The sequence below is a fragment of the Arthrobacter sp. 05T410 genome, from assembly GCF_056396505.1.
This window is the reverse complement of record NZ_JBFTLP010000002.1, coordinates 223604-247560: the sequence shown is the minus strand read 5'-3', so window position 1 is coordinate 247560 and position 23957 is coordinate 223604. Positions and strand designations below refer to the sequence as shown.

General features: G+C 67.5%; 20 protein-coding genes. 13 read left to right on the top strand and 7 right to left on the bottom strand.

The features are described from left to right. Positions 1-155: 155 nt before the first annotated feature. Positions 156-1601, top strand: coding sequence for a dicarboxylate/amino acid:cation symporter (locus AC1DFR_RS03545; RefSeq protein ID WP_476872734.1), 1446 nt, complete (start codon positions 156-158; stop codon positions 1599-1601). A gap of 103 nt (positions 1602-1704) precedes the next feature. On the opposite strand, the gene AC1DFR_RS03540 is transcribed toward AC1DFR_RS03545, so the two are convergent. Beyond that, positions 1705-2259: a hypothetical protein gene (locus tag AC1DFR_RS03540; protein WP_476872733.1), complete on the bottom strand. Its 555-nt coding sequence runs from the start codon at positions 2257-2259 to the stop codon at positions 1705-1707. A 203-nt stretch (positions 2260-2462) separates the two neighbouring features. Between AC1DFR_RS03540 and AC1DFR_RS03535 the strand changes: the two genes are divergently transcribed. The 3 genes from AC1DFR_RS03535 (at position 2463) to AC1DFR_RS03525 (ending at position 6185) form a co-directional block, all read left to right on the top strand. After that, positions 2463-2861: a YbjQ family protein gene (locus AC1DFR_RS03535; RefSeq protein ID WP_476856510.1), complete on the top strand. Its 399-nt coding sequence runs from the start codon at positions 2463-2465 to the stop codon at positions 2859-2861. Positions 2862-2935: 74 nt separating this feature from the next. After that, entirely contained in the window at positions 2936-3637 is a 702-nt protein-coding gene (locus AC1DFR_RS03530) for a TetR/AcrR family transcriptional regulator (RefSeq protein WP_476872732.1), read from the top strand. Between the two features lies 1 nt (position 3638). Next, positions 3639-6185 carry an MMPL family transporter gene (locus tag AC1DFR_RS03525; protein ID WP_476872731.1) on the top strand — a complete coding sequence of 849 codons (2547 nt, stop codon included), beginning with the start codon at positions 3639-3641 and terminating at the stop codon, positions 6183-6185. Positions 6186-6284: 99 nt separating this feature from the next. On the opposite strand, the gene AC1DFR_RS03520 is transcribed toward AC1DFR_RS03525, so the two are convergent. The 4 genes from AC1DFR_RS03520 to AC1DFR_RS03505 form a co-directional block, all read right to left on the bottom strand. After that, entirely contained in the window at positions 6285-7916 is a 1632-nt protein-coding gene (locus tag AC1DFR_RS03520; RefSeq protein WP_476872730.1) for an HNH endonuclease, read from the bottom strand. Positions 7917-7998: 82 nt separating this feature from the next. Beyond that, entirely contained in the window at positions 7999-8952 is a 954-nt protein-coding gene (locus tag AC1DFR_RS03515) for a hypothetical protein (RefSeq protein ID WP_476856524.1), read from the bottom strand. Beyond that, positions 8949-9707 (bottom strand): cytochrome b N-terminal domain-containing protein, encoded by a 759-nt coding sequence (locus AC1DFR_RS03510; protein ID WP_476872729.1) that lies wholly within the window; start codon positions 9705-9707, stop codon positions 8949-8951. Before AC1DFR_RS03510 ends, AC1DFR_RS03515 begins: the two co-directional genes overlap by 4 nt. Then, a complete protein-coding gene (locus AC1DFR_RS03505; RefSeq protein ID WP_223914108.1) occupies positions 9704-9871 on the bottom strand; it encodes a hypothetical protein in 168 nt (55 codons plus the stop codon). Before AC1DFR_RS03505 ends, AC1DFR_RS03510 begins: the two co-directional genes overlap by 4 nt. Before the next feature lie 134 nt (positions 9872-10005). Here AC1DFR_RS03505 and AC1DFR_RS03500 point away from each other — a divergent pair, with 134 nt between their 5' ends. The 3 genes from AC1DFR_RS03500 (at position 10006) to AC1DFR_RS03490 (ending at position 13557) form a co-directional block, all read left to right on the top strand. Further along, on the top strand, positions 10006-10728 hold the full coding sequence (locus AC1DFR_RS03500) for a Maf family protein (RefSeq protein WP_476871287.1): 723 nt from the start codon (positions 10006-10008) through the stop codon (positions 10726-10728). A 147-nt stretch (positions 10729-10875) separates the two neighbouring features. Continuing rightward, entirely contained in the window at positions 10876-12729 is a 1854-nt protein-coding gene (locus AC1DFR_RS03495) for an acetyl/propionyl/methylcrotonyl-CoA carboxylase subunit alpha (RefSeq protein ID WP_476851865.1), read from the top strand. Positions 12730-12825: 96 nt separating this feature from the next. Then, complete coding sequence (locus tag AC1DFR_RS03490) at positions 12826-13557, top strand: glutamine amidotransferase (RefSeq protein ID WP_476851866.1); 732 nt, start codon at positions 12826-12828, stop codon at positions 13555-13557. Positions 13558-13662: 105 nt separating this feature from the next. On the opposite strand, the gene AC1DFR_RS03485 is transcribed toward AC1DFR_RS03490, so the two are convergent. Next, entirely contained in the window at positions 13663-15075 is a 1413-nt protein-coding gene (locus AC1DFR_RS03485; protein WP_476856529.1) for an MFS transporter, read from the bottom strand. 319 nt (positions 15076-15394) lie between these two features. Between AC1DFR_RS03485 and AC1DFR_RS03480 the strand changes: the two genes are divergently transcribed. From AC1DFR_RS03480 to AC1DFR_RS03465, 4 genes are all read left to right on the top strand, one after another. Beyond that, complete coding sequence (locus tag AC1DFR_RS03480; RefSeq protein WP_476849155.1) at positions 15395-16786, top strand: MFS transporter; 1392 nt, start codon at positions 15395-15397, stop codon at positions 16784-16786. Position 16787: 1 nt separating this feature from the next. Next, positions 16788-19079 (top strand): molybdopterin oxidoreductase family protein, encoded by a 2292-nt coding sequence (locus AC1DFR_RS03475; protein ID WP_476872728.1) that lies wholly within the window; start codon positions 16788-16790, stop codon positions 19077-19079. Then, positions 19076-20635 carry an FAD-dependent oxidoreductase gene (locus AC1DFR_RS03470; RefSeq protein ID WP_230007967.1) on the top strand — a complete coding sequence of 520 codons (1560 nt, stop codon included), beginning with the start codon at positions 19076-19078 and terminating at the stop codon, positions 20633-20635. Before AC1DFR_RS03475 ends, AC1DFR_RS03470 begins: the two co-directional genes overlap by 4 nt. A 91-nt stretch (positions 20636-20726) precedes the next feature. Further along, positions 20727-21440 carry a hypothetical protein gene (locus AC1DFR_RS03465; protein WP_476849024.1) on the top strand — a complete coding sequence of 238 codons (714 nt, stop codon included), beginning with the start codon at positions 20727-20729 and terminating at the stop codon, positions 21438-21440. 305 nt (positions 21441-21745) lie between these two features. Here AC1DFR_RS03465 and AC1DFR_RS03460 read toward each other — a convergent pair whose 3' ends face one another. Further along, positions 21746-22099: a hypothetical protein gene (locus AC1DFR_RS03460; RefSeq protein WP_476872727.1), complete on the bottom strand. Its 354-nt coding sequence runs from the start codon at positions 22097-22099 to the stop codon at positions 21746-21748. 606 nt (positions 22100-22705) lie between these two features. On the opposite strand from AC1DFR_RS03460, the gene AC1DFR_RS03455 reads away from it, so the two are divergent. After that, positions 22706-22927: a hypothetical protein gene (locus AC1DFR_RS03455; RefSeq protein ID WP_230009052.1), complete on the top strand. Its 222-nt coding sequence runs from the start codon at positions 22706-22708 to the stop codon at positions 22925-22927. Positions 22928-23264: 337 nt separating this feature from the next. Continuing rightward, positions 23265-23903, top strand: coding sequence for a hypothetical protein (locus AC1DFR_RS03450; RefSeq protein WP_476872726.1), 639 nt, complete (start codon positions 23265-23267; stop codon positions 23901-23903). Positions 23904-23957 lie beyond the last annotated feature (54 nt).

Genomic DNA, 23957 nt, shown 5'->3' with positions numbered 1-23957 from the left:
GAGACAATCACCACACCGCTTGCCGGAATAACTTCACAAAAGCCCCTGCCGGCGCGGCAAGCCCGGGCATTCCGCGGCGCGGGGCCACCCGTGGCGCCGTAACATTTCTCAACATCCGTTCGTCATGCTATTGGCAACGGTCCTAGCGTGTTCCGGTGACCACTCAGACAAGCACCCCCGCACCCGCTGGAAAGACCGGGTTCCAGCTGCCCAAATGGGCCGGCTCGTTCGGCTTCCAGATCATTGCCGCCCTGATCGTCGGCCTGGGCCTTGGCCTGCTGGCCAAGTACACCGGCAGCACCAAGGCCAACCCCAACGCCCTCGGCACCACGCTGCAGACCATCGGCTCGAGCTACGTCTCGCTGCTGCAGACCGCCGTGGTCCCCCTGATCTTCACCGCCGTCGTCAGCTCAATTTCCAACCTGCGCGCCGTTTCCAACGCGGCCCGCCTGGCTTGGAACACGCTGCTCTGGTTCGCGATCACCTCGCTAATCGCCGTGCTGATCGGCATCGGCCTGGGCGTGCTGCTGCAGCCCGGCGCCGGAACCGGCATCAGCCAGGAAGCGAAGTACGCCGGCAAGTCCGGTGACTGGTGGGCCTTCCTGACCGGGCTGTTCCCGAAGAACTTCCTGGGCCTCGGCGCGACCACCACCGTCACTGACGGCGTCGCCACCACCGCCGTGAGCTTCAACGTCCTCCAGATCCTGGTAATCGCGATCGCCGTCGGCATCGCCGCGCTGAAAGTGGGCAAGGCGGCCGAGCCGTTCCTGGCCCTGAACGCCTCCGCCCTCGCCGTCATCCAGAAGGTCCTCTGGTGGATCATCCGGATCGCGCCGCTGGGCACGATCGGCCTGATCGGCAACGCCGTGGCCGTCTACGGCTGGGACACCATCGGCTCGCTCGGCAAGTTCACCGTGGCGATCTACATCGGCCTGGCGCTCGTGCTGTTCGTGGTCTACCCCGTGCTGATCCGCAGCCACGGGCTGTCCATCAAGCAGTACTACTCCGGCGTGTGGCCGGCCGTGCAGCTGGCCTTCATCTCCCGCTCCTCGATCGGCACCCTGCCGCTGACCCAGCGCGTGACCGAACGAAGCCTGGGTGTCCCCCGCGCCTACGCCTCCTTCGCCGTGCCGCTCGGCGCGACCACCAAGATGGACGGCTGCGCGGCGATCTACCCGGCCGTGGCGGCGATTTTCGTGGCCCAGTTCTTCGGCATCCAGCTCGACTTCACCCAGTACCTGCTGATCGCACTGGTGTCCGTGCTCGGCTCTGCCGCGACCGCCGGCACTACGGGCGCCGTCGTGATGCTGACGCTGACGCTCTCCACGCTGGGACTGCCGCTGGCCGGCGTCGGCCTGCTGCTGGCCATCGACCCGATCCTGGACATGGGACGCACCGCCGTCAACGTGGCCGGGCAGGCATTGATCCCGGCGATCGTGGCCAAGCGCCAGGGCATCCTGGACGAAACGCTGTACAACGCGCCGCGGAACGGCGATCCGTTTAGCGACGACGTCGATGGCACCGCGGCCGTCGACCCCTCCGCCGCCGCCACTCCCGCGGCAGGACGGGACGAGCGGGAACTGGCTGACGCCAGGGCGTAACAACAGAACGAGTGTTCACCAGAGAAGTCCCCGGGAATCCCCGGGGACTTCTCTGGTTTACCGGCTTCGGCTTTAGCCGGCCTCGGCCCGAGTCTGCACGGGCCTAGTGTCCGCCGATCACACCCTTTTCGGCCGCCTTGGTGACTGCGTCCGCTTCTGCCTGGGTCAGGGTGCCGTCCTTGACGGCGTGGTCCAGCCGGGGCTTCAGTGCCGCGGCGTGATTGGCCTGTTCCGCGGTACGCAATTCCTCCAGGGCAGCGGTGACCTTGGCTTCATCGATGCCGAGCGACTTCGCCAGGGACGCGGCCAGGGCCTTCTCCATTGCTGCGCGGTCCGGCTTCTGCCCTGGGGCCGGCGGGGTGGCCGGCCTGTTGGCTTCGCGGAAAGTCTTCAGGGCGTCGGTGACCTTCGCCTCGTCGACGCCGAGCTTGGCGGCGAGTTCTTTGGCGCGGGAGCCGAACTCCGCACCGCCGTGGCCGCGGTGTCCACCGCGCATGCCGTAGCCGTCGGCGAAGTTGTTCCCGGGAGCACTCGAGCTGGGTGTCGGGGCGGGCGTCGGCGTCGTGGTGGCGGAGGCCATCCCGGCGACTCCGAGCCCTGCGCCCAGTGCCACGGCCGCGGCCACGAGGCCGAGCGCGATTTTCGTTGTGCGTGACATCTGCTGTCTCCTGGATCTGCCGCGGTGACGGCGCTTGAAGCTGATGATTCGTCCGGGGAAGGCTGCTCCACGAGCATCTCCAGTCTGCACCTGCCCCAGCAGAGATAGCTGTTTCCCAGCTTTCACTTTCCTGTGAATCCGGCAGGGACGCCCAGAGGGCAAAAAGAGGGCACAATGGCGGCAAAGGTGGATAGGCTCTGGGCATGCTGATCGTCACTTCGAATGACATCCCGGGCCACCGGATCGACGCCGTCTTCGGCGAAGTCATGGGCCTGACCGTCCGCTCCCGGGACATCACGGCCCAGCTCATGGCGGGCTTCCGTTCCCTGGGCGGCGGCGAGGTGCTGGAAATGACGCGGGCCCTCTACGACAGCCGGCAGGATGTCATGGCCCGGATGGTGGCCGAGGCCGAGCAGCGCGGCGCCAACGCCATCGTTACCATGCGCTTCGATACATCGGCGATCGGGCAGAACTGGACGGAGATCTGCGCCTACGGCACAGCCGTTTTTGCCATTCCGCTCTCGCAGAATGAGCCCGGGGCAACGGGCCAGTCGATCTACCTGACCAATTCCGGCGACGCGGCAGCCCAGCTCAAGCCTTGAGCGCCGATCCTGCCAGCCCCACCGCCCCTGGAAAATACTTGCCCAGAGTGCAAACATGCACGTAGTGTAAGCGCGTGTCCCCATCGCCCTCCCCCTCCGCCGCCCACGCCGCCGCATCCGGCGACCTCGGTGTCCCCTCGCGCCGCGAACTGAACAAGGCCGCTACCCGGCAGGCCATCACGGACGCCGCCATGGACCTGCTCCGCACGCGGGGACCCGGAAACTTCACGGTGGAGGACATCGCCGACGCCGCCGGGATCTCCCGGCGCACGTTCTTCAACTACTTCGGCAGCACCGAGGCGGCGCTCGCCTCGGTGACGTTCGGCTTCCTGGACACGGCACTTCAGCAGTTCCGGCTCCGCCCGGCAGGCGAGCCCATCCTGGAATCGGCCCGCGCAGCCCTCGTTGAACTGGCCGATCCCATGACCGTCGCACCGGTGGCCGAGCTCTACAGCCTGGGCCAGACCAACCCCCAGCTCAGCCGCTCCGAGCTGGAGGCCTGGGACCACTGCACCGAACAGATCATCGAAGCCGCCCGCGAACGCTTTGCGCTGGCGGCGGCCGGCGACGTCGACGAGCTCTACCTCCGCGCCCTCGCCGGCTCCGTCATCTCGTGCGGAAAAGCCGCCATGGATGTCTGGTTTGCCCGCTGCGGCGGCGACCTGACCCCCGAGTCCCTGTCCGTCCTGCGCCAGCTCCTGATCGATTCCATGGGCCTCCTCGGCTCCGGATTCGCGTCCCACTCCCCCGCCACCCCTTCCCCAGATCGGCACTGACATGGCCCTGTTGCTCTACCGTCTCGGCAAGTTCTCCTACCGCCACCGCTGGCTCGTCATCTCCCTCTGGCTCGCCGTCCTGGTGGCCGTCGGCGGCGCGGCTGCGGCCTTCCACGGCACCATGTCCAACAACTTCCAGATCCCCGGCACTGAAACCCAGCAGATGGCGGACAAGCTGAAGCAGGAGCTGCCCAAGTCCTCCGGCGGCTCGGCCGGCATCGTCTTCGAGTCGCAGAACGGCCAGTTCACGCAGGCCGGCAAGGACGCGGTCTCGGCTGCGCTGACCAAGCTGAAAGCCCTCCCCGATGTTCAGGGCACCGTGGACCCGTTCGCCACCCAGGCCCAGCTGGACAAGGCCGTCACGGACCTTGCCGCCGGCGAGCAGCAGGCATCCGCAGGACAGGCGCAGCTGGACGCGTCGGCCGCCCGACTGGCCGCCGGCAAGGCCCAGCTGGCCGCCGCCGAGCAGCAGATGACCGCGGCCGGCATGTCCGCCGGGGCCATCGACGCCCAGCTTGGCCAGCAGAAGGCTGCCCTCGCCGCGGGCCAGGAGAAGCTCGACGCCGGGACCAAGGAACTCGAGGCCGGCGCGGCCAAGCTCGCCCTGGCCAAACGCCAGTTGGAGGCCTCGCAGGGCATGCGGTTCGTATCCGAGGACGGCACTGCGGCAATCGCCCAGGTCCAGTTCAAGACCTCGATCAACGGGCTGGCCCCCGCCGTGCGCCAGCAGGTCCAGGACATCGCCCACGAAGTCTCCTCTGCCGGCGTGACCGCCCTGGCCAGCAAGGAAATCACGGAGGACGTTTCGGAGCTGTTCGGCATCTCGGAGATCCTCGGCATCGCCATCGCGGCGCTGGTGCTCATCGTCATGCTGGGAACCCTGATCGCCGCCGGGCTCCCCCTGCTGATGGCCCTGGTCGGTGTGGCGGTGGGCGTCGGCGGCACCTTTGCCCTCAGCGGCGCCGTCAACATGAGTTCCATCTCCCCGATGCTGGCGCTCATGCTGGGCCTCGCCGTCGGCATCGACTACTCCCTGTTCATCGTCAACCGGCACCGCGGCCAGCTCCTGGCCGGCATGGACGGCGAGGAATCCGTCGCCCTCGCCACCGGCACCTCCGGCAACGCGGTGCTGTTCGCGGGCCTGACCGTCATCATCGCCCTCGCGGCCCTCGTGATCCCGGGCCTTCCCTTCCTGGCCGTGATGGGCCTGTCCGCCGCCGCAACGGTGGCAGTCGCCGTCGTCGTCGCTCTGACCCTCACCCCCGCCGTCCTGTCCCTGATCGGGCCCCGGCTCATCTCCCGCCGGGTCTGGGCCAAGGCGGAAAAGCACAACGCCGCCCCCGGCCACGAGAGCGCGGACCGTGCCCGCGACGAACGCCGCAGCAAACAGGGCTGGGGCGGACTCGTCACCCGGCACCCGGTCCTGGCACTGCTGGCCGGCGTCCTGCTGCTGGGCATCGTGGCGCTGCCAGCCAGCCAGTTGCGGCTGGCGCTGCCCGACGGCGGGTCCGAGCCTGTGGAGTCGCAGGCGTTCAAGGCCTATGACGTCACCGGCCGCAGCTTCGGCGAAGGCATGACAGGCCCGATCGTGGTGGTGGGCGACTTCCCGGCCGGCCTGAGCGCGGAGGAAGCCACAGCCAAGCAGCTCGACGTCGCCGACATCCTCCGCGGCACTGGCAACGTCACCGCCGCCATTCCTGTGGCGCTGAGCGAGGACCGCCGCACCGCGGTGTTCCAGGTCATCCCGCGGGAGGGCCCGGCCAGCGCGAGCACTGTCCAGGTGGTCTCCGAGCTGCGCGCCGAAAAGGACCGCATCAAGGAATCCACCGGGGTCAGCATCGGCCTCACGGGGCAGACTGCCGGCAACGTCGACGTCTCCGCCAAACTCGGCGATGCCCTGCCCCCGTACCTGGCCATCGTCGTCGGGCTGTCCCTGATCCTGCTGTTGCTCGTGTTCCGCTCCATCGTGGTGCCTCTGCTGGCCACGGGCGGTTTCCTGCTCTCGCTCGCGGCCGCCTTCGGAGCCGTCGTCGCGGTCTACCAGTGGGGCTGGCTGGGAACGGTGTTCGGCGTCGAAAACCCGGGCGCCGTGCTGAGCTTCCTGCCAATCATCCTGATCGGCGTGCTGTTCGGGCTGGCCATGGACTACCAGGTGTTCATCACCTCGGGCATGCGTGAGTCCTTCATGCACGGGGAATCGGCCCGGCATGCGGTCCGCACCGGCTTCAGCCATGCCGCGTCCGTAGTCACCGCCGCCGCCATCATCATGGTCAGCGTGTTCGCCGGCTTCATCTTCTCGCACCTGAACATGGTCCGGCCGCTTGGCTTCGCGATGGCCTTCGGTGTCCTGGTGGACGCGTTTGTGGTCCGCATGACGATCGTTCCGGCCGTGATGTACCTTCTCGGCGACAAGGCGTGGTGGCTGCCCCGCTGGCTGGACCGGATCCTGCCGGACGTCGATGTCGAGGGCTCCAAGCTCCGGCCCGCGGCTTCAGCCTCAGCTTCGGCCGACAGCGAGCCCGAGCCGGAGGAGATCGGCGCGCGCTAAAGCCCGACGAGTTGCCCTAAAGCCGCCCGCTGATCATTCTGATCGGCGGGCGGCTTTTTTGTGCGTGCAAGCCTGGACAGCTTGAGATCCGTTCGACGCTCAAGCCGCCAGTGAGCCTGAGGGCCGCATACGCTTGAGCGTCTTCGCGCGATGGCGCTCGTCGCGGCGCTGGCGGCGGGAATACGCGCTCACTTCGCCGGCAGGCGATCCGGGCAGGGGTGGCGCGGTGGAGTGGTAGGTGTGGCCGGTGGGGGTGGTGAGTTCGATGGTGTGCCTCGCGCCGATGCTCGAGGCGGATCCGGGTGCGGCTTCGGGGCTGGGGCGTGCTTTCCAGCCGGGGGTTTCTTTGGTGTGGTTGCAGGCTTCGCAGAGGCCGGCGGCGTTGTCCGTGGTGGTCGGGCCGCCGGTGTGCCAGGGAATGATGTGGTCCAGGTGGCGGATGGGCGCGTCGCAGTACGGGGTCCGGCAGGTATCGTCTCTGGCCTGGATGAAGCGGCGGTGCCCGGGCGGGAAGAGCCGGGCGCGGGAGTCGATGGCGATGAGCTCCCCGCTCCCGGGGTGGGTGTAGAGCCGCCGGAGCCAGAGGTTGAACGCGGGGTCATCGCCGCTCCCTCCGGTGCCACCCGGTCCAGGGCGACCACTGTGCCCCGGACCGCCGGACTGGCCGTCACCGTTTCTGTCCGTGTTTCTGTCCCTGTTTGTGGCCGCGCCGCCCGGTCCGGGGGGACGGCCGCCGTCACCTCTGTGTGCACCCCTTGTGCCGTTGATGAGGGTGCGGGCCCAGCCGGCGGGGACGGTGCCGTAGCCGGGGAGCCGGGCCGGTTCGGCGTCTCCCTGGAAGAGGGTGCGGTCGGTGATGATGAGCTGGATTTCGACGCCGGTGATCCCGCCCGGGGTGCCGGTGGTGCGTTCGACCAGGGCATCGGCCATCAGCTGCCCGCGGCCCCTCGGGTCCCCGGCGGCGCGGAGGGTGTCGGCGTGCCCGTTCAGCGCCTTGTAGACGGCGACGCCGGCGGTCACGGGCAGCAGGGCGGTCAGGCAGGTCATCGCATCGGGGGCCGGGCGGAGGCTGACACGCCGCTCACTGGCGGCGTGCGCGGCGCGTTCGGTGACGGAGCGGGGATCACGCCGGTACGCGGCGGCCCGGGCCGCGGCGACCAGGGACCGGTCACCGGCCCCGGCGAACGTCCCGGCATCGGCGGCGAGGTCGGCGTCGACGCCGGCCCGGTCCGCGGCGCTCAGGCACGCGGTTTCGCGAACGAGCAGGGTGGCGCGCCATTCGTTGAGCTGACCGGTTTCCAGGGCGGCGAGGGTGTGCGGCATCTCGGTGACGAGGGCTTTGGCCAGGCCGAGGAGCCGGCCGCCCCTGGCCGGGGATTCGCGCCGGGCCAGGGCAATCTGCGCACCGACCCCGGCGCCAAGCCTCTCGGCCGGGACCCCGAGCCGGCCTTGTTCGCGGCGCTGGAGCAGGTCGAAGGCCACGGCGAGCCGGGCCTGTTCCGCGGACGCGGCGGACTTCCAGTCCTCCAGTTCCCGGATCCGGTCAATGATCCCGGCACTGTCCGTGGGCGGACAGCCTAAGCCCACCGGCCCGGCGTCCAGCCGGCCCGCCACCTCCGCGGAGGTGGCCTCCGCGGTGCCCGGAATGGTGGCCGCGCCGCTCCCGGCGCGACCGAAGCCGGCGTCGCCGTGTCCTGCCGGAACCACTTCGGGCCCCTGATTGCCGTCCATGAATCCAGTGTTTCAGGGGCCCCCGACAATAACGCGCCTGTACTCCTCAGCCGAAGCTAGGCGTCACGGATTGCCGGCGGACTCAGCGGTTGCGGTAGTAGTCCTTCCAGACCAGGCGATGGAGGGGGATCACCCGCGGCAGCGACCGTAGTCCGGGGATGAACGGCAGCAGGGCCAGCAACGCCGTCAGCACGAACATCGTGACGACGACGAGGGCATCGGCATTAGGCGAGCTCTTGAACGGTTCCACTTGGTAAAGGAGCGAGAAGAGCCACAACCAGGACTGCCCAGGCGTATCGCCGGTTTCGTTCATCACGCCCCACTGATCCCCGGAGAGGTGTTGGCTGGCCGCAAGATCCGGGAAGTAGCCGCCGTCGCCCAAAAAGAGGAGGCCGCGTGTGTAGTCCATGTTGTAGAAGTTTCCGCCGCTTTGCAGCACGCCGTCCAGACTGCCTTGGCGCGCCATCTCCAGCAGCGCTCCGGTCAGTGCAGGGACCGGGCCATAGTCGCCGTCGCCCACCTGGGCCGGGTCGTTATCCGGCGCAGCGGCAAGGGCGTCCGAATAGGCAGCTGCCCAGGCTGAGCGCTGCTGATCCGTGGCGGCCGTCCAGCTCGCCAGCTCTGCCGGCGGCGACGGCAGCGTCGCCAGCGGGGCGATCACGAAGTCATTGGCGGTATCAACCGGGAGGCGAACGCCGGAGAGGCTTTGAAGGTCCACGGGGCCGATCTTCTGCGTCGCGTCCGGGGTCGAGTTGTAGGGCGGCCCGTATCCGGCAGTATCGCTGGTGCCGGCCAGTTCCTTTGCAGCGGTGCCAACGAAATCCGCCGGGGCGGCCGTGGCCCACGCCTTGAGGCTCACGCTGGGCTCATCAGGGGACCCGAAGATGGCGGACACACCGAGCACGAGCAGGCCGACCACCACAACGCCGATGATCAGTTCCTTGATGAGGTCATATTCGCGGACGCTGCCCGTCCAGGGCCGGCTGGCAACGTCGTCTGCCTTCCGCCAGGAGGTACTACTGTTTTTTCTGGTCATTGCACTGCGCCCCCGGATTCTGTGCCCCTGGGTTCGGTGGCCTCCGGAGGTTCGGTGGCCTCCGGAGGTTCGGTGGCCTCCGGGCGGTTGTGAAGCAGCTGGGCGTCGGACTCCGCGGCATCCAGTGGAGGTGCAACGCCGTGGACCCGGACCAGCAGGACGTGCAGGACCACCACGGCGCCCACGGCCAAGGGCAGCAGCGTGACGTGCCAGGTGAAGAGCTGACCGACGTTGGCCACATTGAACCAAGCGCCTACTCCGACCGCGTTCAGCGCATCCTTCGCTTCAAAGGCAATCCACTGCGAATCGAAGTTCGTCTGGAGCAGATACCCGGTGAAGGCCGCCACGATGGAAACGACAAAGGAGATCACGCCGGTGATCCAGGTCAGCACCCGGCCCCCGCGCCAGGCCGCCATCCAGAATTTCAACCACAGGTGCACCACCATGAAGATGAAGAAGAACTCCACGCTCCACAAATGCGTGCTGTTGACGAAACTCCCCAGCGAGGACACGTGATACCACTGGGGTCCGTTCAGTCCCAGCACGATCCCGGAAACGATGATCCACAGCAGGGACGCGATGGCCCCCATGCCGAATACGTACGCCCAGGATGCCACGAAGCTTGGCTGGTCCTCGGGCAAGAGTTTGTCCGGCGGAAGCTTCCTCAGGAGCCACCGGCGGGCCCTGCCGGTCAAGGTGCGGGCGTCTGTTTCATCGACCTGCGCACCGTGTCCCGGTGTTGCGGGGGCAGTCATTTCCGCCGCTTCCCTCCGGGAAAAGGCAGGACCAAGGCCAGGATGAACAAGATGATCATCACGACGATCACGATCAGGTTTCCGGATTGGATGGTGAAGCCGTCCCAGCCAAAATATGTTCCATCACCAACCATGCCAACGCTTGCCACGAGCCATCCAGACATGAGCTGCTCGATTCTTTTTAGGATGCCGGTTCAACTCCACCACTGTCACGTATCCGCAGACAGGGTCTTCTGCCCCGTTTAGGCGCCCTTCCGGGACCCCGTGTTGCTGTGCTGCGGTGGATTAGGCTGGAGCCGTGACCCGCCTCATTCTTGCCTCCCAGTCCCCCGCCCGCACCAAGCTGCTCCACAACGCCGGCATCGCCCACGAGGTCCTCGTCTCGGACGTGGATGAGGACGCCGTGCAGGCCCGCTACGGCGTGACGGATCCGCATGACACGGCCCTGTTGCTTGCCCGGGCCAAGGCAGAGGCCGTCGCGTCCCTGCCCGAGGCGGACGGCGCAATCGTGATCGGCTGCGACTCGGTCTTCGAGTTCGACGGCGAGGCCCACGGAAAGCCCTACACGGCCGACGTCGCCCGGGAGCGTATGCTCCGCATGAGCGGCAGCATGGGCGTCCTGCACACCGGCCACTGGCTCGTGGACTGCCGCGACACGGCCGTCGCAGACGCTGACACAGACGCAGACGCAGACACCAACGACGACACAGACGGCGACGACGGCGCGCGCGGCACCGGCGCCACCCTGGGCTCGGTGTCCTCGGCCGAGGTCCACTTCATGGAGATGAGCGCTGACGAAATCGAAACCTACATCGCCACCGGCGAGCCGCTCCAGTGCGCCGGCTCCTTCACGATCGACGGCTACGGCGGGGCGTTCATCCGCAAGGTCGACGGCGATCCCCACACCGTCGTCGGGCTCTCCATCTCCACCCTGCGTGCCCTGCTCGGCCAGGCGAATGTGGGCATCACCGAGCTCTGGACCGGCGGGGCTGTGGACCCGGCGGACGTCCGCGCCGAGTAACGACGGAATGCGTGGCGGAGTGAGCCAATTCGCCGCCCTTTGTGGCAACCCTACAAAGGAAGGGCCGTATACGCGCGGAATCCGCAAGTAATATCGGCGGAACCCTCAAAACCGCGCTAGGCTCCCTGAAGGAAAGAAGGAGACGCCTTGTCAGCAAATTCGGAGCAGTCCGCACCCACCGTGCCGGGATCAACGCAGTCATCTACAGCCGCGGGCATCCGCCGGCTGACCAAGGTGCTGATCGCCAACCGCGGAGAAATTGCGGTGCGCATCATCCGCGCCGCCCGCGATGAAGGCATCGCCTCGGTGGCTGTCTACGCGGACCCCGATCGCGACGCGCTGCACGCCCGGCTCGCGGACGAGGCCTACGCGCTCGGTGGCAACACCGCCGCGGAGTCCTACTTGGTGATGGACAAGATCATCGACGTCGCCCGCCAGTCCGGCGCGGACGCCATCCACCCCGGGTACGGGTTCTTGGCCGAGAACGCCGAGTTCGCCGCCAAGGTGATCGATGCCGGCATTACGTGGATCGGCCCCTCCCCCGCAGCGATCTCTGCCCTGGGCGACAAGGTCCAGGCCCGCCACATTGCCGAGAAGGTTGGCGCCCCGCAGGTTCCCGGCACCGCCGACCCGGTCGAATCCGCCGAGGAAATCCTCGACTTCGTGGACAAGTTCGGCCTGCCCGTCGCCATCAAGGCGGCCTTCGGCGGCGGCGGACGCGGCATCAAGGTGGCCCGCACCCGCGAAGAAATCCCCGAACTCTTCGAATCCGCCGTGCGCGAGGCCACCGCCGCCTTCGGCCGCGGCGAGTGCTTCATTGAGCGCTTCCTGGACGCCCCGCGCCACGTCGAGACCCAGTGCCTGGCCGACGCCCACGGCAACGTCGTGGTGGTCTCCACCCGCGACTGCTCGCTCCAGCGCCGGAACCAGAAACTCGTCGAGGAAGCCCCGGCCCCGTTCCTCACCGAGGAACAGAACCGCCGGCTCTACGAATCCTCCAAGGCCATCCTCAAGGAGGCGGGCTACCTCGGCGCAGGCACCTGCGAATTCCTCGTCGGCCAGGACGGCACCATCTCCTTCCTCGAGGTCAACACCCGCCTTCAGGTGGAGCACTGCGTCTCCGAGGAAGTCACCGGGATCGACCTCGTCCGCGAACAGTTCCGGCTGGCCCGCGGCGAGGAGCTCGGCTACGGCGACCCGGAAGTCCGCGGCCACTCGATCGAATTCCGCATCACCGGCGAGGACCCGGGCCGGAACTTCATGCCCGCCCCCGGCACCATCACGGTACTGAAAAACCCCACCGGTCCCGGTATCCGCGTCGATTCCGGCGTGGAGCAGGGCGATGTCATCAGCGGCAACTTCGACTCCATGCTCTCGAAGCTGATCGTCACCGGCGCCACCCGCGCCCAGGCCCTGCAGCGCTCCCGGCGGGCACTGGAGGAAATGGTGGTGGAGGGCATCCCCACCGTCATCCCGTTCGACCTCGCGGTGGTTTCCAATCCCGATTTCGCACCGGCCGAAGGCCCCTTCAAGGTCCACACCCGCTGGATCGAGACGGCCTTCGTCAATGACATTCCGGCCTGGACCCCGACCGGCACCGAGGCTGAAGCGGCCGACGCCGGTGACCGCCAGCGCGTCGTCGTCGAGGTCGGCGGCAAGCGCCTGGAAGTCGTGCTGCCGGCGTCGCTGGGCTCAGTCGGCAACGCCGCAGGCGCAAAGCCGGCCAAGGCCAAGAAGCGCTCCCGGGGTGGCGGCGCACCCGCGGCCGCGAGCGGCAACGCCCTGACCTCCCCCATGCAGGGGACCATCGTGAAGGTGGCCGTCGCCGAGGGTGACACGGTCGCCGAGGGCGATCTCGTCGTCGTGCTCGAGGCGATGAAGATGGAACAGCCGCTCACCGCCCACCGCGCCGGCATCGTCATCGGCCTCGCCGCAGCGGCCGGCGAGACCGTGTCCGCCGGCGCCATCATCGCCATGATCGAGGACGGCGCCGCAGAGTAAGCGGCACACGGTACGGCGACGGCGGACGGCCGGCGCCGCTGCCGGTTGCGGGCGCGCCTCTGGCGCGTCCGCAACCGGCCAGTAGAGACTTGGAGTGTGAAGCCATTCCTGCTCCTCGCCTCGCGCGCGGAGGACACCGCCGCCGAGGACGAATACCGCGCCTACCTTCGCTACTGCGGCCTCCGGCCCGAGCAGCTCCACCGCATCCGGATGGAAGCCGCCCCGCTGCCAACGCTTGAGTTGTCCGACTATTCGGGCGTCATTGTGGGCGGCAGTCCCTTTACGTCCAGCGACCCGGCCGAGCACAAGAGCGCCACCCAGCACCGGGTGGAGCGCGAACTCGCCGGGCTGCTGGACAGGATCGTGGCCGAGGACTTCCCGTTCCTCGGCGCCTGCTACGGCGTCGGCACCCTCGGACTGCACCAGGGCGCCGTGATCGACCGGACGTACGGTGAAGGGCTCGGCGGCGTCACCATCAAACTGACGGCGGAGGGGCTGCAGGATCCCCTCCTGCGCGGGCTGCCGGAGAGCTTTACGGCGTTCACCGGCCACAAGGAAGCCTGCACCGTCCTGCCCTCCCATGCGGTGCTGCTGGCCAGCTCGGCCGCCTGCCCGGTGCACATGTTCCGGATCAAGACCAACCTGTACGCGACGCAGTTCCACCCCGAGCTCGATGCTGAAGGGCTCGTCACCAGGATCGATATCTACCGCCATGCCGGCTACTTCCCGCCGGAATCGGCCGAAATGCTCATGGATGACGCCCGGCAGTTCACTGCGACAGAACCGATGAAGATCCTGCGGAACTTTGTGGAGCGCTACGCGAGCTGAGCCCCGCCAACGCTGAAGCCTGGCCCCGCAGCCCCGCAAAACGCAGAAGCCCGGTGTGTTCAATGAACACACCGGGCTTCCTCTGTCAGGAAAGAGGGCCGGACGTCAGGCTACGTTGTTGGTGTAGTCGAGGTCCCGGGTTTCCTTGCTCACGAACAGGGCGATCAGCGTCAGCACCGCCATGGCGGCGAGGTAGACACCCACCAGCACGGTGCTGCCACCGGCCAGTTCCCAGAGCCAGACGGCGATGAACGGAGCCACGGCAGCGCCCAGGATGCTGGAGACGTTGTAGCTGATGGCGGAGCCGGTGTAGCGGACATTGCCCGGGAACAATTCCGGCAGGAGCGCACCCATGGGACCGAACGTCAGGCCCATGAGCGAGAAGCCGATGATCAGCAACGCCATGGCGCCCACGAATCCGGCGCTGAACAGCGGAACGAACAGCAGGCCGAAGGCGAGGATGCCGAAAGTTACAACAATCAGCATCTTGCGGCGGCCGAATTTTTCGGCCAGCGGGCCGGAGACCAGCGTGAAGATACCGAAGAATACGACACCGGCGATCAGCATCCAGAGGAAATCGTTCCGGCTGTAGCCCAGGCCCGGGACGAACGCAGCGGCAGCGGCCTCGGTCATCGGCTTGCCGGCCTTTTCGGCGGCGGCCTTCGCCGTGTCCAGACTGGATGCCCGGGTGCCGTAGGTCAGCGTGAACGTGGTCATCAGGTAGAAGAGCACGTAAGTGGCGAGCATGATGAACGTGCCCAGGATCAGCGGACGCCAGCTGGTCTTGAAGACCCGTGCCAGCGGCAGCTTGGCAACCTCATTGGATTCGAGGACCTTGGTGAAAGCGGGGGTTTCGATCAGCTTGAGCCGAACATAGAGGCCGATGATCACCATGACGGCACTAAGCAGGAACGGCACCCGCCAACCCCATTCCATGAAGGCCTCCGGCGTCAGGGTGTAGCTGAAGACCAGGAAGATCACGTTGGCGATGATGAAGCCGATCGGGGCCCCCAGTTGCGGGAACGTGCCGTAGATGGCCCGCTTGTTCGACGGGGCGTTTTCGGTCGCCAGCAGCGCCGCACCGCTCCATTCGCCGCCGAGGGCCAGGCCCTGGCAGAAGCGCAGGACCACGAGGAGTGCCGGGGCCAGGAAGGTCCAGCCAGGGACGGTTGCCGTCGGCAGGCAGCCGATCAGGAAGGTGGCAATGCCCATGGTCAGCAGCGAGGCCACCAGCGTGCCCTTGCGGCCGAACTTGTCACCGAAGTGGCCGAAGATGACCGAGCCGAGCGGGCGGGCGATGAACGCGACGCCGAACACGGCGAAGGATGCCAGCAGCTGGGTCGTCTCGTTCTGCCCGGGGAAGAAGAGCTTCGGGAAAACGAGCACGGCCGCAGTGGCGTAAACGTAGAAGTCATAGAACTCGACGGTGGTACCGATCAGGCTGGCGACAATCACGCGGCCGCGCGAATTCACCTGCTTGGTGGACCCATGCTCCGCGGAGGTGGCAGTGGATGACATGTAGTAACGCTTTCATGAAGACCGGTCGGATATTTCCCCAAGAGCCCGATGCCCGGGACCGCCGGCTAGGGATTCGTATACGTCTGATAATAGTTCCCACCGTCCAGTCAATGGACAAATAGTCCGCTATTTGGACTTCGTGTCGTTGTCTCACGTGGTGGTCGTCACACCTATTCTCACACCGTCATAAAAGCCCCGATAGGCAAAAGTCACAGCGCGTTAATAAACCGCGTCCGTCCCGGAAACGCGGCGTCCCTACCTTTGAAGGACATCACCCCCCAAGGAGGTCTCCCAAGTGACTGCTGAACGCACCGCCGAAATCGGCACCGCAGAGGTCGGCGCCGCCAGTACCGGCGGCACCCTTACCCTCGACCACCGGCCCGGCCGCTGGATCGCCAACTGGGATGCGGAAAACAAGGAGCAGTGGGAGTCGGCCGGCCGCTCGATCGCCCGGCGCAACCTGAACTGGTCCATCTTCGCCGAGTTCCTGGGCTTCGTGGTCTGGCAGCTGTGGTCGATCGTGGTGGTCCAGCTTCCCTCCGCCGGCTTCAAATTCTCTACCAACGAGATCTTCTGGCTGATCTCCATGCCAAGCCTCGTCGGCGCCACGCTCCGGATCCCCTACACGTTCATGGTTCCCCGCTTCGGCGGCCGCAACTGGACCATCGTGTCCGCCCTGTTGCTGCTGATCCCCACGATCGGCCTGGGCCTGTGCGTCGCCAACCCGGCCACCCCGTTCGGCGTCATGCTGTTCGTGGCCGCGCTGGCCGGCTTCGGCGGCGGCAACTTCGCCAGCTCGATGGCGAACATCACCTTCTTCTACCCCGCACGGGAAAAGGGCTGGGCCCTGGGCCTGAACGCCGCCGGCGGAAACCTCGGTGCCGCCGTCGCACAGCTGGCCGTGCCGATCGCCATCACCCTGCTGGCAGCCGGCACCGTGAACCTGCCCGTCGCAGGGTTCATGTGGGTTCCGCTGATCCTGCTGGCAGCCTTTGGTGCCTGGAAGTACATGAACAACCTCACCAGCGCCAAGGGCGACGTCGCAGGTTCGCTGGCCGCGGTCAAAGAGCCGCACCTGTGGATCATGGCGCTGCTGTACATCGGCACCTTCGGCTCCTTCATCGGCTTCGCCGGCGTCTTCCCCAAGCTCATCAAGGACTACTTCCCGGCATTTTCCTCCATCTCCGTCGGCACCGTGGCCCTGTCCCTGGCCTTCCTCGGCCCGCTGGTCGGCTCCCTGGCCCGCCCGTACGGCGGACGCATGGCAGACCGGATGGGCGGGGCCCGCATGACCGTCGCCGCCTTCGCCGCCATGGCCGTCATCACCCTCACCATGCTCTGGACCCTGCCGCTGAAGAACTTCTGGCTCTTCCTCTTCCTGTTCCTGCTCCTCTTCACTGCCAGCGGCTTCGGAAACGGCGCCACCTACCGCATGATCCCGATCATCTTCGCCACCTCCAGCCGGGCCGCCCGCGCCGGGGCCAGCACGCACACCACCCAGCGGCTCGCGTCCTCGGCCCTCGGCCTGATCTCGGCCATCGGCGCCTACGGCGGATTCATCATCCCCCAGGTCCTCAACGCCTCCAACACCGCCAGCGGTTCCTACACCTCGGCGTTCTACGGCTTCGTGGGGGCCTACGTGCTGATGCTGGTGGTCTGCTGGTTCTGCTACATCCGCAACGCCAACCGAAATGCGATGGGACACGTCTAACATGACCAAAAGCGCCGACACGCACTGCCCTTACTGCGCTCTGCAGTGCGCCATGACGCTCACATCTCCAGCGGCTCTGACCCCGGCTGTCCAGCCGGGGTCAGACCCCGTAGACGCTGCACCGGGCCCCGCCACTACCCCAACGTCCGCGCCGCTCCTGACAGTCGCCGGACGGGACTTCCCCACCAACCGCGGCGGCTTGTGCCGCAAGGGCTGGACCTCCGCCTCGTTGCTGGACCACCCGGGCCGCGTCACGGAGCCCCTGCTGAAGGGCGCCGACGGCGTCCACCACCCGGTCAGCTGGGACGAGGCCCTCATGCGGATCGTCTCCGCCGTAAAGCAGGCCCGCCTCGAGCACGGGGCTGACGCCGTCGGCGTGTTTGGCGGCGGCGGCCTCACCAATGAGAAGGCCTACCAGCTGGGCAAGTTCGCCAGGCTGGCTTTGGGCACCTCACGGATCGACTACAACGGGCGGTTCTGCATGTCCTCGGCCGCCGCGGCCGGCATGCGCGCCTTCGGCCTGGACCGCGGGCTCCCGTTCCCGCTCGCGGACCTCGACACCGCCAGCACCATCCTGATGCTCGGCTCCAACGTTGCCGAGACCATGCCGCCCTTCGTCCAGCACCTCAAGGGGGCGCGCGACGCCGGCGGCCTGATCGTCGTCGACCCCCGGCGCTCCGCCACCGCCGCCTTCACCTCCGACGGCGGCGGGCTGCACCTGCAGCCGCTGCCCGGCACCGACCTCGCCCTGCTCCTGGGCATCTCCCACGCGGTGATCCACGAGGGCCTCGCGGACGCGCGATACATCGCGGACCGGACCACGGGTTATGACGCCGTGGTCCGCAGCGTCGGAAGCTTTTGGCCCGAACGGGTCCAGTCGATCACCGGCGTCCCCGCCGGGCTGATCCGTGAAACCGCCCGGCGGCTGGCCGACGGCGCCGGCAAGGGCGGCAGCTACATCCTCACCGGCCGCGGCGTCGAACAGCACGTGGACGGCACTGACACCGCCACGGCCGCCATTAACCTCTCCCTCCTGCTGGGCCTGCCGGGCTCCGCGCGCAGCGGCTACGGCACGCTCACCGGCCAGGGCAACGGCCAGGGCGGCCGCGAACACGGCCAGAAGGCGGACCAGCTCCCCGGCTACCGGAAGATCACCGATCCCGCCGCCCGCGCCCACATGGCCAGGGTCTGGGGCGTGCCCGAACCCCTGATTCCCGGCCCCGGCCTTCCCGCCGTCGAACTGCTCAAGTCGCTGGGACAGCCCGACGGCGTCCGGTGCCTCTTCGTGCACGGCGCCAACGTGGCGGTGTCCGCCCCGGATGCGAATGCCGTGATCGCGGGCCTGCGCAGCCTGGACTTCCTGGTGGTGTGCGACTTCTTCCTCTCCGAGACCGCCGCCGAGGCGGACCTGGTCCTGCCGGTGACCCAGTGGGCCGAGGAAGAAGGAACCCTCACCAACCTCGAGGGCCGCGTGCTCCGCCGCCGCCGGGCCCTCACTCCCCCGCCCGGTGTCCGCAGCGAGCTGTGGATCATGACCCGGCTGGCCGAAATGCTGCACGCGCCGTCCACCTTCAGCGAGGATCCGGAAACAGTGTTCGAGGAGCTCCGGCTCGCGTCCTCCGGCGGCCTGGCCGACTACTCCGGGATCGACTACGCCATGCTGGACCGCGGCGAGGTCGCCTACTGGCCCTACCCCGCCGGGAGCGCGGGCACGCCGCGGCTCTTCCTGGACGCCTTCGCCCATGCGGGCGGCCGGGCAGTGTTCACGCCGGTGACGCCCCGGCGTCGTTCTACTTCTGCGGGCGTCCCGTCCGCGGCGGACCGCCGGGAGGACCAGCGGGCCGACCGGGCCGGCGACGATCGTCCCGGCACGCCGATGACCCTTATTACCGGCCGCCTGATGGAGCACTACCAATCCGGCGCGCAAACCCGCCGGGTGGCCGCCCTGGCCGAGGCACAGCCGGAGGCGCGGCTCCAGCTCCACCCCGCCGCGGCCGCCGCCCAGGGCATCGCCGACGGCGACTACGTCTCGATTTCCAACGAACGCGGCGTGGTCAGCTGCCGCGCCGAACTGAGCACGGACATCCGGCCGGAGACGGTGTTCCTGCCGTTCCACTTCCCGGAGCTCGAGAGCGCCAACCGGCTCACGGAGGCGGCCACGGACCCCATTTCCGGGATGCCCGAGTTCAAGACCAGCAAAGTGTGGATCCGCCCGGCAGCTTCCCTGGATGCCCTGGCCGGCAAGCACAGCGGCGTTCCAGCCCGCGTTCTTCAAGCAGAGGAGACCTCATGACTGAGCGGATTGTGGTGGTGGGCTTCGGGCCCGTCGCCGCGAGGCTGATCGACGAGCTGCTGCCGGCCGTGCGCAGCGGCATCGCACACCTGACCGTGGTCGGCGAAGAGTCCGAGGCGGCGTACAACCGAGTGCTGGTGGCGGATCTTGGCGTCGGCCGGACGACGCCGGCCGCGCTCGCCCTCGCGGACGCGGCGGCACTGGTGGCCGACGGCGTCGATGTCCGGCTGGGCGTCCGCGTCCGCCGCGTGGACCGCGCCCGGCAGCAGGTCTTGTTGAGCGACGGCACCTCCCCCGGCTACGAGCGGCTCGTCTTCGCCACCGGTTCACGGCCGGTCATCCCCAACCTGACCGGGCTCAATCCGGACCCGGCCGCGCCGGTGCTGCCGCCGGGCGTGACCGCCCTGCGCGATCTCCGCGACGCGTCCGTGCTGCACTCTGCCGTGGCCGGCGGCAAGCGCGTGGTGGTCCTGGGCGGCGGTGTGCTGGGCCTGGAGACGGCCCTCGCCGCGGCCGAGGAAGGCGCCACGGTGACCGTGGTGCACAACGGCCCGCATCCCTTGGGCCGGAACATCGACCGCGGCGGCGGCGCCGTGCTCGCGGCGTCCCTGCGGAACTGCGGCGTGCGGGTGGCCGGCAACGCCCGCTCGGTCGGCGTCGAACACAACGCGCCCGACGGCGGTTTCTCCGCCTTGTTGCTGGATGACGGCTCCGCGATCGACGGCGACCTCCTGGTCCTCTCCTGCGGTGTCCGGCCGCGGACCGAACTGGCGGAGGGCTGCGGGCTCTCCACCGGTGCCGGGATCCTGGTGGACCACAAGCTCCGCGCCCACCACGAGCCCCACATCTTCGCGATCGGCGACTGCGCCGAGGTCCGCTGCCCGGACCCCGAATGCGTTCAGTGCCGGACTGCGAGGGGACCCTCCGGGCTGGTCGGCCCGGGCTGGCGGCAGGCCGAATGGCTCGCCGACTATCTGACCCTGCTGGCGTCCGGGCCCGAGGCGGAGGCCGAAGCTTTGCCGTCCCTGCCGGCGGAACTGCCGGGCGTGATCGTGCTCAAGGCCCGCGGCATGAACATGGCCGTGGCCGGGGACGTGTCCGCAGATCCCTGGGACGAGGAAGCCTTGAACTCAGGGGCCGTGAACGGCCGACCCCGGCTGCAGATCGCCCAGTGGGCCGATCCCGAGCACGGCCGCTACGTCAAGATGACCACCCGCGCCGGCGTGCTGGAAGGGCTCGTGGCCGTGGGCATGCCGCGAACCTCGGCCGAGCTGGTGCAGCTCTTCGAACGCGGCGCGGAACTGCCCGCCGACAGGTCACTGCTGCTGCGCCTGGACGGGCCGGACCAGATCGCTTCCGCGGGTGCCGCCGACCCCGCCCGGACCGTCTGCCGGTGCGCCGGCGTCAGCGGCACGGCGATTGCTACGGCCGTGTCCGAGGGCTGCGGAACGGTGCCCGAGGTATCGGCGTCCACCCGCGCCGGCACGGGCTGCGGCGGCTGCCACGAGGACATCAAGGGCATCATCGAGGCCCACTTTCAGGGGGCGGCTGCCTGATCATCCGGCCACTGCTGCGCCCCAACACCGACGAAGGCCGTCAGCATCTTGTGTCTGGCGTCCGCCCGACAATGCGACACATGTCGCAACGATGGCCGCGGTAGTCGATCTCGGCGATGATGGTCCGGTGAACAGCGCTGAGGAATCAATTTTAAAGATCGTGACGGTACCGGACTCCGCAGATGCTCGGTTGTTCGTCGAGTTGTCGAGCTACGGGGCGGATCTTGCTGAAGCTCGCCATGCGCTCGATCTCGCGATCAAGTCCCGTGGGGAGGGCTCTCAGCTCGAGGACGCGGGCGCCTATCTGATCGCCTTCGCCGTCGTCGCATACTGCCGCACCTACTTCCACTCGAACGTGCGCAAGCCACTGACCGACCACATCGCCATCCCCGATGAGCTCTTAGACATTCACCAGCTGGTGGGGGCATTCAGGAACACCACGATTGCGCACTCGCAATCAAACGTGGCGACAACTTTTCCGGTGGGTGTCCTCGATGCCTCAACCCTTCGAGTGCGGGATGTGTCGGCAATGACCGCGTCGCAGACGCTGCCGCCTCCGCTCGTGGAGCTTTTCCGCGAACTCGTCGAAACAGTGGACGATCGCCTCTTCGAGGTGACCGAGGCAGTCCGGCAGAGGCTGGCCGAGCAGTTGAGCAGGGCCGACCTTGCGAGGATGGTTGACGAGGGCGGCCAGCTAAAGATAGTCGACGCCACGGACGAGGACTTCACCCCACGAACGAGGCGGCGTCCTTATCCCGCCTCACACACGTGGTACTGGTCGGCAACGTCGCAGACGGGCGACTGACTCCGCGTGCGCAACAACAATGTTGCCGGTACCAGGTGTGGGTCGTACGTTTACCACCTACAGCTAATCGGGCGTGTGGTCGGCAAGGTCGAACAAGCCTGAGGCCCAGTTCAGAAACGTTGCCCGCGTATCGGTGAACGGGCAGCCGTGTTGGGCGTGGCGGCGAACTATATCCGCGGGGTTTCCGCCATCGGTGCCCGCGAGGCACAGCTGGACCGGGCCATGGTTCCGGCGCCCCGGAATACGCTCTCCGCCGGACACCGATGCAGCCCCGCTACCCCTTTTAGACCCCGGGCCGGCGGGGTTTACTGCGCTGCGTTGTCGAATTTCTTCTGCCACTGGGCATGCTCGCGGGCGGCATCCAGCCGGCGGCTGGCAGTCCACCTGGGCAGATAGTCGGGCCGTGGCAACTCGAGGGCAGGCCTGGGCTTGGCCGCTGGCCGGGTCTGGATGGACTTGGCAACAGGGCGAGCCTGGACGGGCCTGGCCACAGGCCGGGTCTGAACGTGCTCCCGGCGGTAGTTCGGCTTGGGGTCGGCGATCGTCCAATTGATCAAGGTGCGCATGATCAGCACGAGCACCCACAGGCCGATCCCAGCCACGATGTATTGCCAAAACAAGACCAGCAGCAAAATGGCTACTAGCACGAATAGGAACATGACGCCATTATGCATTTTCGACGCACCAGGAGGTAGAGGTCTTTTTTCCTGATCGCCCCGCAGGTGAGTTGTCGTCCTCATGGTCATCACAATGTCGGGCCGGATGATGAGAAGGAACTGAGGAGAGGCCCGACCACCGTGAGTGCTCTGGCGTGGACCCTCCGCTTGGGGTACGCCGCCTACCAAACCACACCGGAACGAACACGTACAGGGCAGCCCGGACATAGTCAGCGTGGGAATATCGATCGCTACTTCGAAGCGGTCATGCTCTACCAATGCAATCCCCGTCCTGGTCTTGACGTCGTGCGTGAATTGGGGAGCCCGGACCTTGTTGAAACGCAGTGCACCAACCTCCCGCCAGCTGTAACCGCACGTCGGGCAAGTCCGAGTCCGAGTCCGGCCATTGTCAGTCAGACGCACGCTTGCGACACTTGGGGGCTTAGAAGGACGAAGGTCTCACCTGTTTTCCCTACCGGCGAACAGAACTCCTGTTCGTGCGACAACGGTACGGGCAGTGGCACTGCCGGTGGGAAGCGGCATGCTTCGTTATCCGGCGCTACTTGGATTAAACTGGGGGCATTAAACCCCTTCGAGGACTGGTTGCCCGTGGAGACAGTATTCTTCCTGGTCGTAATTCTCATCGCAGTGTGGATCCTGCTCGGCCTCTTGCTGAGACTCAAGAAGAGAACCCACCGCAAGGGCTCCAATTACTACGTGCCCACCTTCAAGGCCAACTTCGACACATGGGAGAGTAAATGGACCATGGACCGAAAGCTGCAGGAGAGGTGGGATAAGGCACGGTGGCAGCAGGAGTTTAACCGTCCGTAACTTTGGAGCAGGCGGTCACCATTCCCCCGAAGAGGAACATTAAAGCCGCGGATGCTGTGAAGCGCATTCATGACCGCACGGGTCACCCTGCGGACGAGGTGCATCCCATTCCCCTCTCGGTATAGTGCGTCCGGCCACCCCGGACTGCGGGGCAGGCCAAGTTGCCACATACGGTTCGGCTGTCCCACGCCATCTGGGTTGAACAATAATCGGGAAGCCCGGAGTTCAGGGCACTCAGCAACTCCACTAGCTCCGAAGCGGGCCTTTCTCCCCTTGGCACGGCCGAGGGGCGGGGCTGCAATGAACGTAGGTTCCGTTCAGCCGCAGGAGGCATCCCATGAACGTCCCGGTCATTTTGGCGCTCGGCGCGATCATTGTGTTCGCCGTCGTGATGGGCGTTGTCATGTCGCGCGAAAAGGATCCGCAACGTCGGGCGGCCGCGCTGACGCGCACGGGAGCGGCCGTCATGGCGGCGTTCACCATCATCGGGGGAATCTTCATCGGCGGCTTCGCGATGCAGGACCCGGGCGGATCATCCGGAACGCTGATCACGCTCGCCTGGGTGGTTCCGATGCTCATCCTCGCGGTCTCGGCCTGGTTCTGGCCGGCGGCAACCGCTCCCCTGCTGCTCGCCCTCGCCTCGGCCTTCATTGCCGCGTGCGTGTGGCTCGCCTTCGACCCCGCTGCCCTCAGCGCCTTCCTCAACGACAACGGCCCCCTCATCGCCGTCAGCGTTCTCGCGCTGGCGTTCCCGGCCGCAATCCTCGGCCTGAAAGTTACCGCACTGGCCGGCTGGCTGTTAGTGGGCTTGGGGGTGTTGCCGCTGTTGATCACGATCATCGGAAGGTCGGGTGCGGTCGGATCGCTGATCGCGGCCAGCCTGGTTCCCCTGGCCTGCGGGATCGCCTATCTGCTGTCCGTCCGGATGGCCAGGGCGGGTTCGACGTCGGGAACCATCCACCCCGCGGCCGCCTAAGGCTGCCGCACCGCCGCCAAACCCGGCCGCGTAACGCAAATCGGGCCGCGGGCC

Bases quoted from the DNA above. Each gene is read 5' to 3' on its own strand.
- AC1DFR_RS03540 (WP_476872733.1), bottom strand. From the start codon at position 2,259: ATGTCACGCACAACGAAAATCGCGCTCGGCCTCGTGGCCGCGGCCGTG.
- AC1DFR_RS03535 (WP_476856510.1), top strand. From the start codon at position 2,463: ATGCTGATCGTCACTTCGAATGACATCCCGGGCCACCGGATCGACGCC.
- AC1DFR_RS03525 (WP_476872731.1), top strand. From the start codon at position 3,639: ATGGCCCTGTTGCTCTACCGTCTCGGCAAGTTCTCCTACCGCCACCGC.
- AC1DFR_RS03520 (WP_476872730.1), bottom strand. From the start codon at position 7,916: ATGGACGGCAATCAGGGGCCCGAAGTGGTTCCGGCAGGACACGGCGAC.
- AC1DFR_RS03515 (WP_476856524.1), bottom strand. From the start codon at position 8,952: ATGACCAGAAAAAACAGTAGTACCTCCTGGCGGAAGGCAGACGACGTT.
- AC1DFR_RS03510 (WP_476872729.1), bottom strand. From the start codon at position 9,707: ATGACTGCCCCCGCAACACCGGGACACGGTGCGCAGGTCGATGAAACA.
- AC1DFR_RS03505 (WP_223914108.1), bottom strand. From the start codon at position 9,871: ATGTCTGGATGGCTCGTGGCAAGCGTTGGCATGGTTGGTGATGGAACA.
- AC1DFR_RS03485 (WP_476856529.1), bottom strand. From the start codon at position 15,075: ATGTCATCCACTGCCACCTCCGCGGAGCATGGGTCCACCAAGCAGGTG.
- AC1DFR_RS03475 (WP_476872728.1), top strand. From the start codon at position 16,788: ATGACCAAAAGCGCCGACACGCACTGCCCTTACTGCGCTCTGCAGTGC.
- AC1DFR_RS03470 (WP_230007967.1), top strand. From the start codon at position 19,076: ATGACTGAGCGGATTGTGGTGGTGGGCTTCGGGCCCGTCGCCGCGAGG.
- AC1DFR_RS03465 (WP_476849024.1), top strand. From the start codon at position 20,727: ATGGCCGCGGTAGTCGATCTCGGCGATGATGGTCCGGTGAACAGCGCT.
- AC1DFR_RS03460 (WP_476872727.1), bottom strand. From the start codon at position 22,099: ATGTTCCTATTCGTGCTAGTAGCCATTTTGCTGCTGGTCTTGTTTTGG.
- AC1DFR_RS03450 (WP_476872726.1), top strand. From the start codon at position 23,265: ATGAACGTCCCGGTCATTTTGGCGCTCGGCGCGATCATTGTGTTCGCC.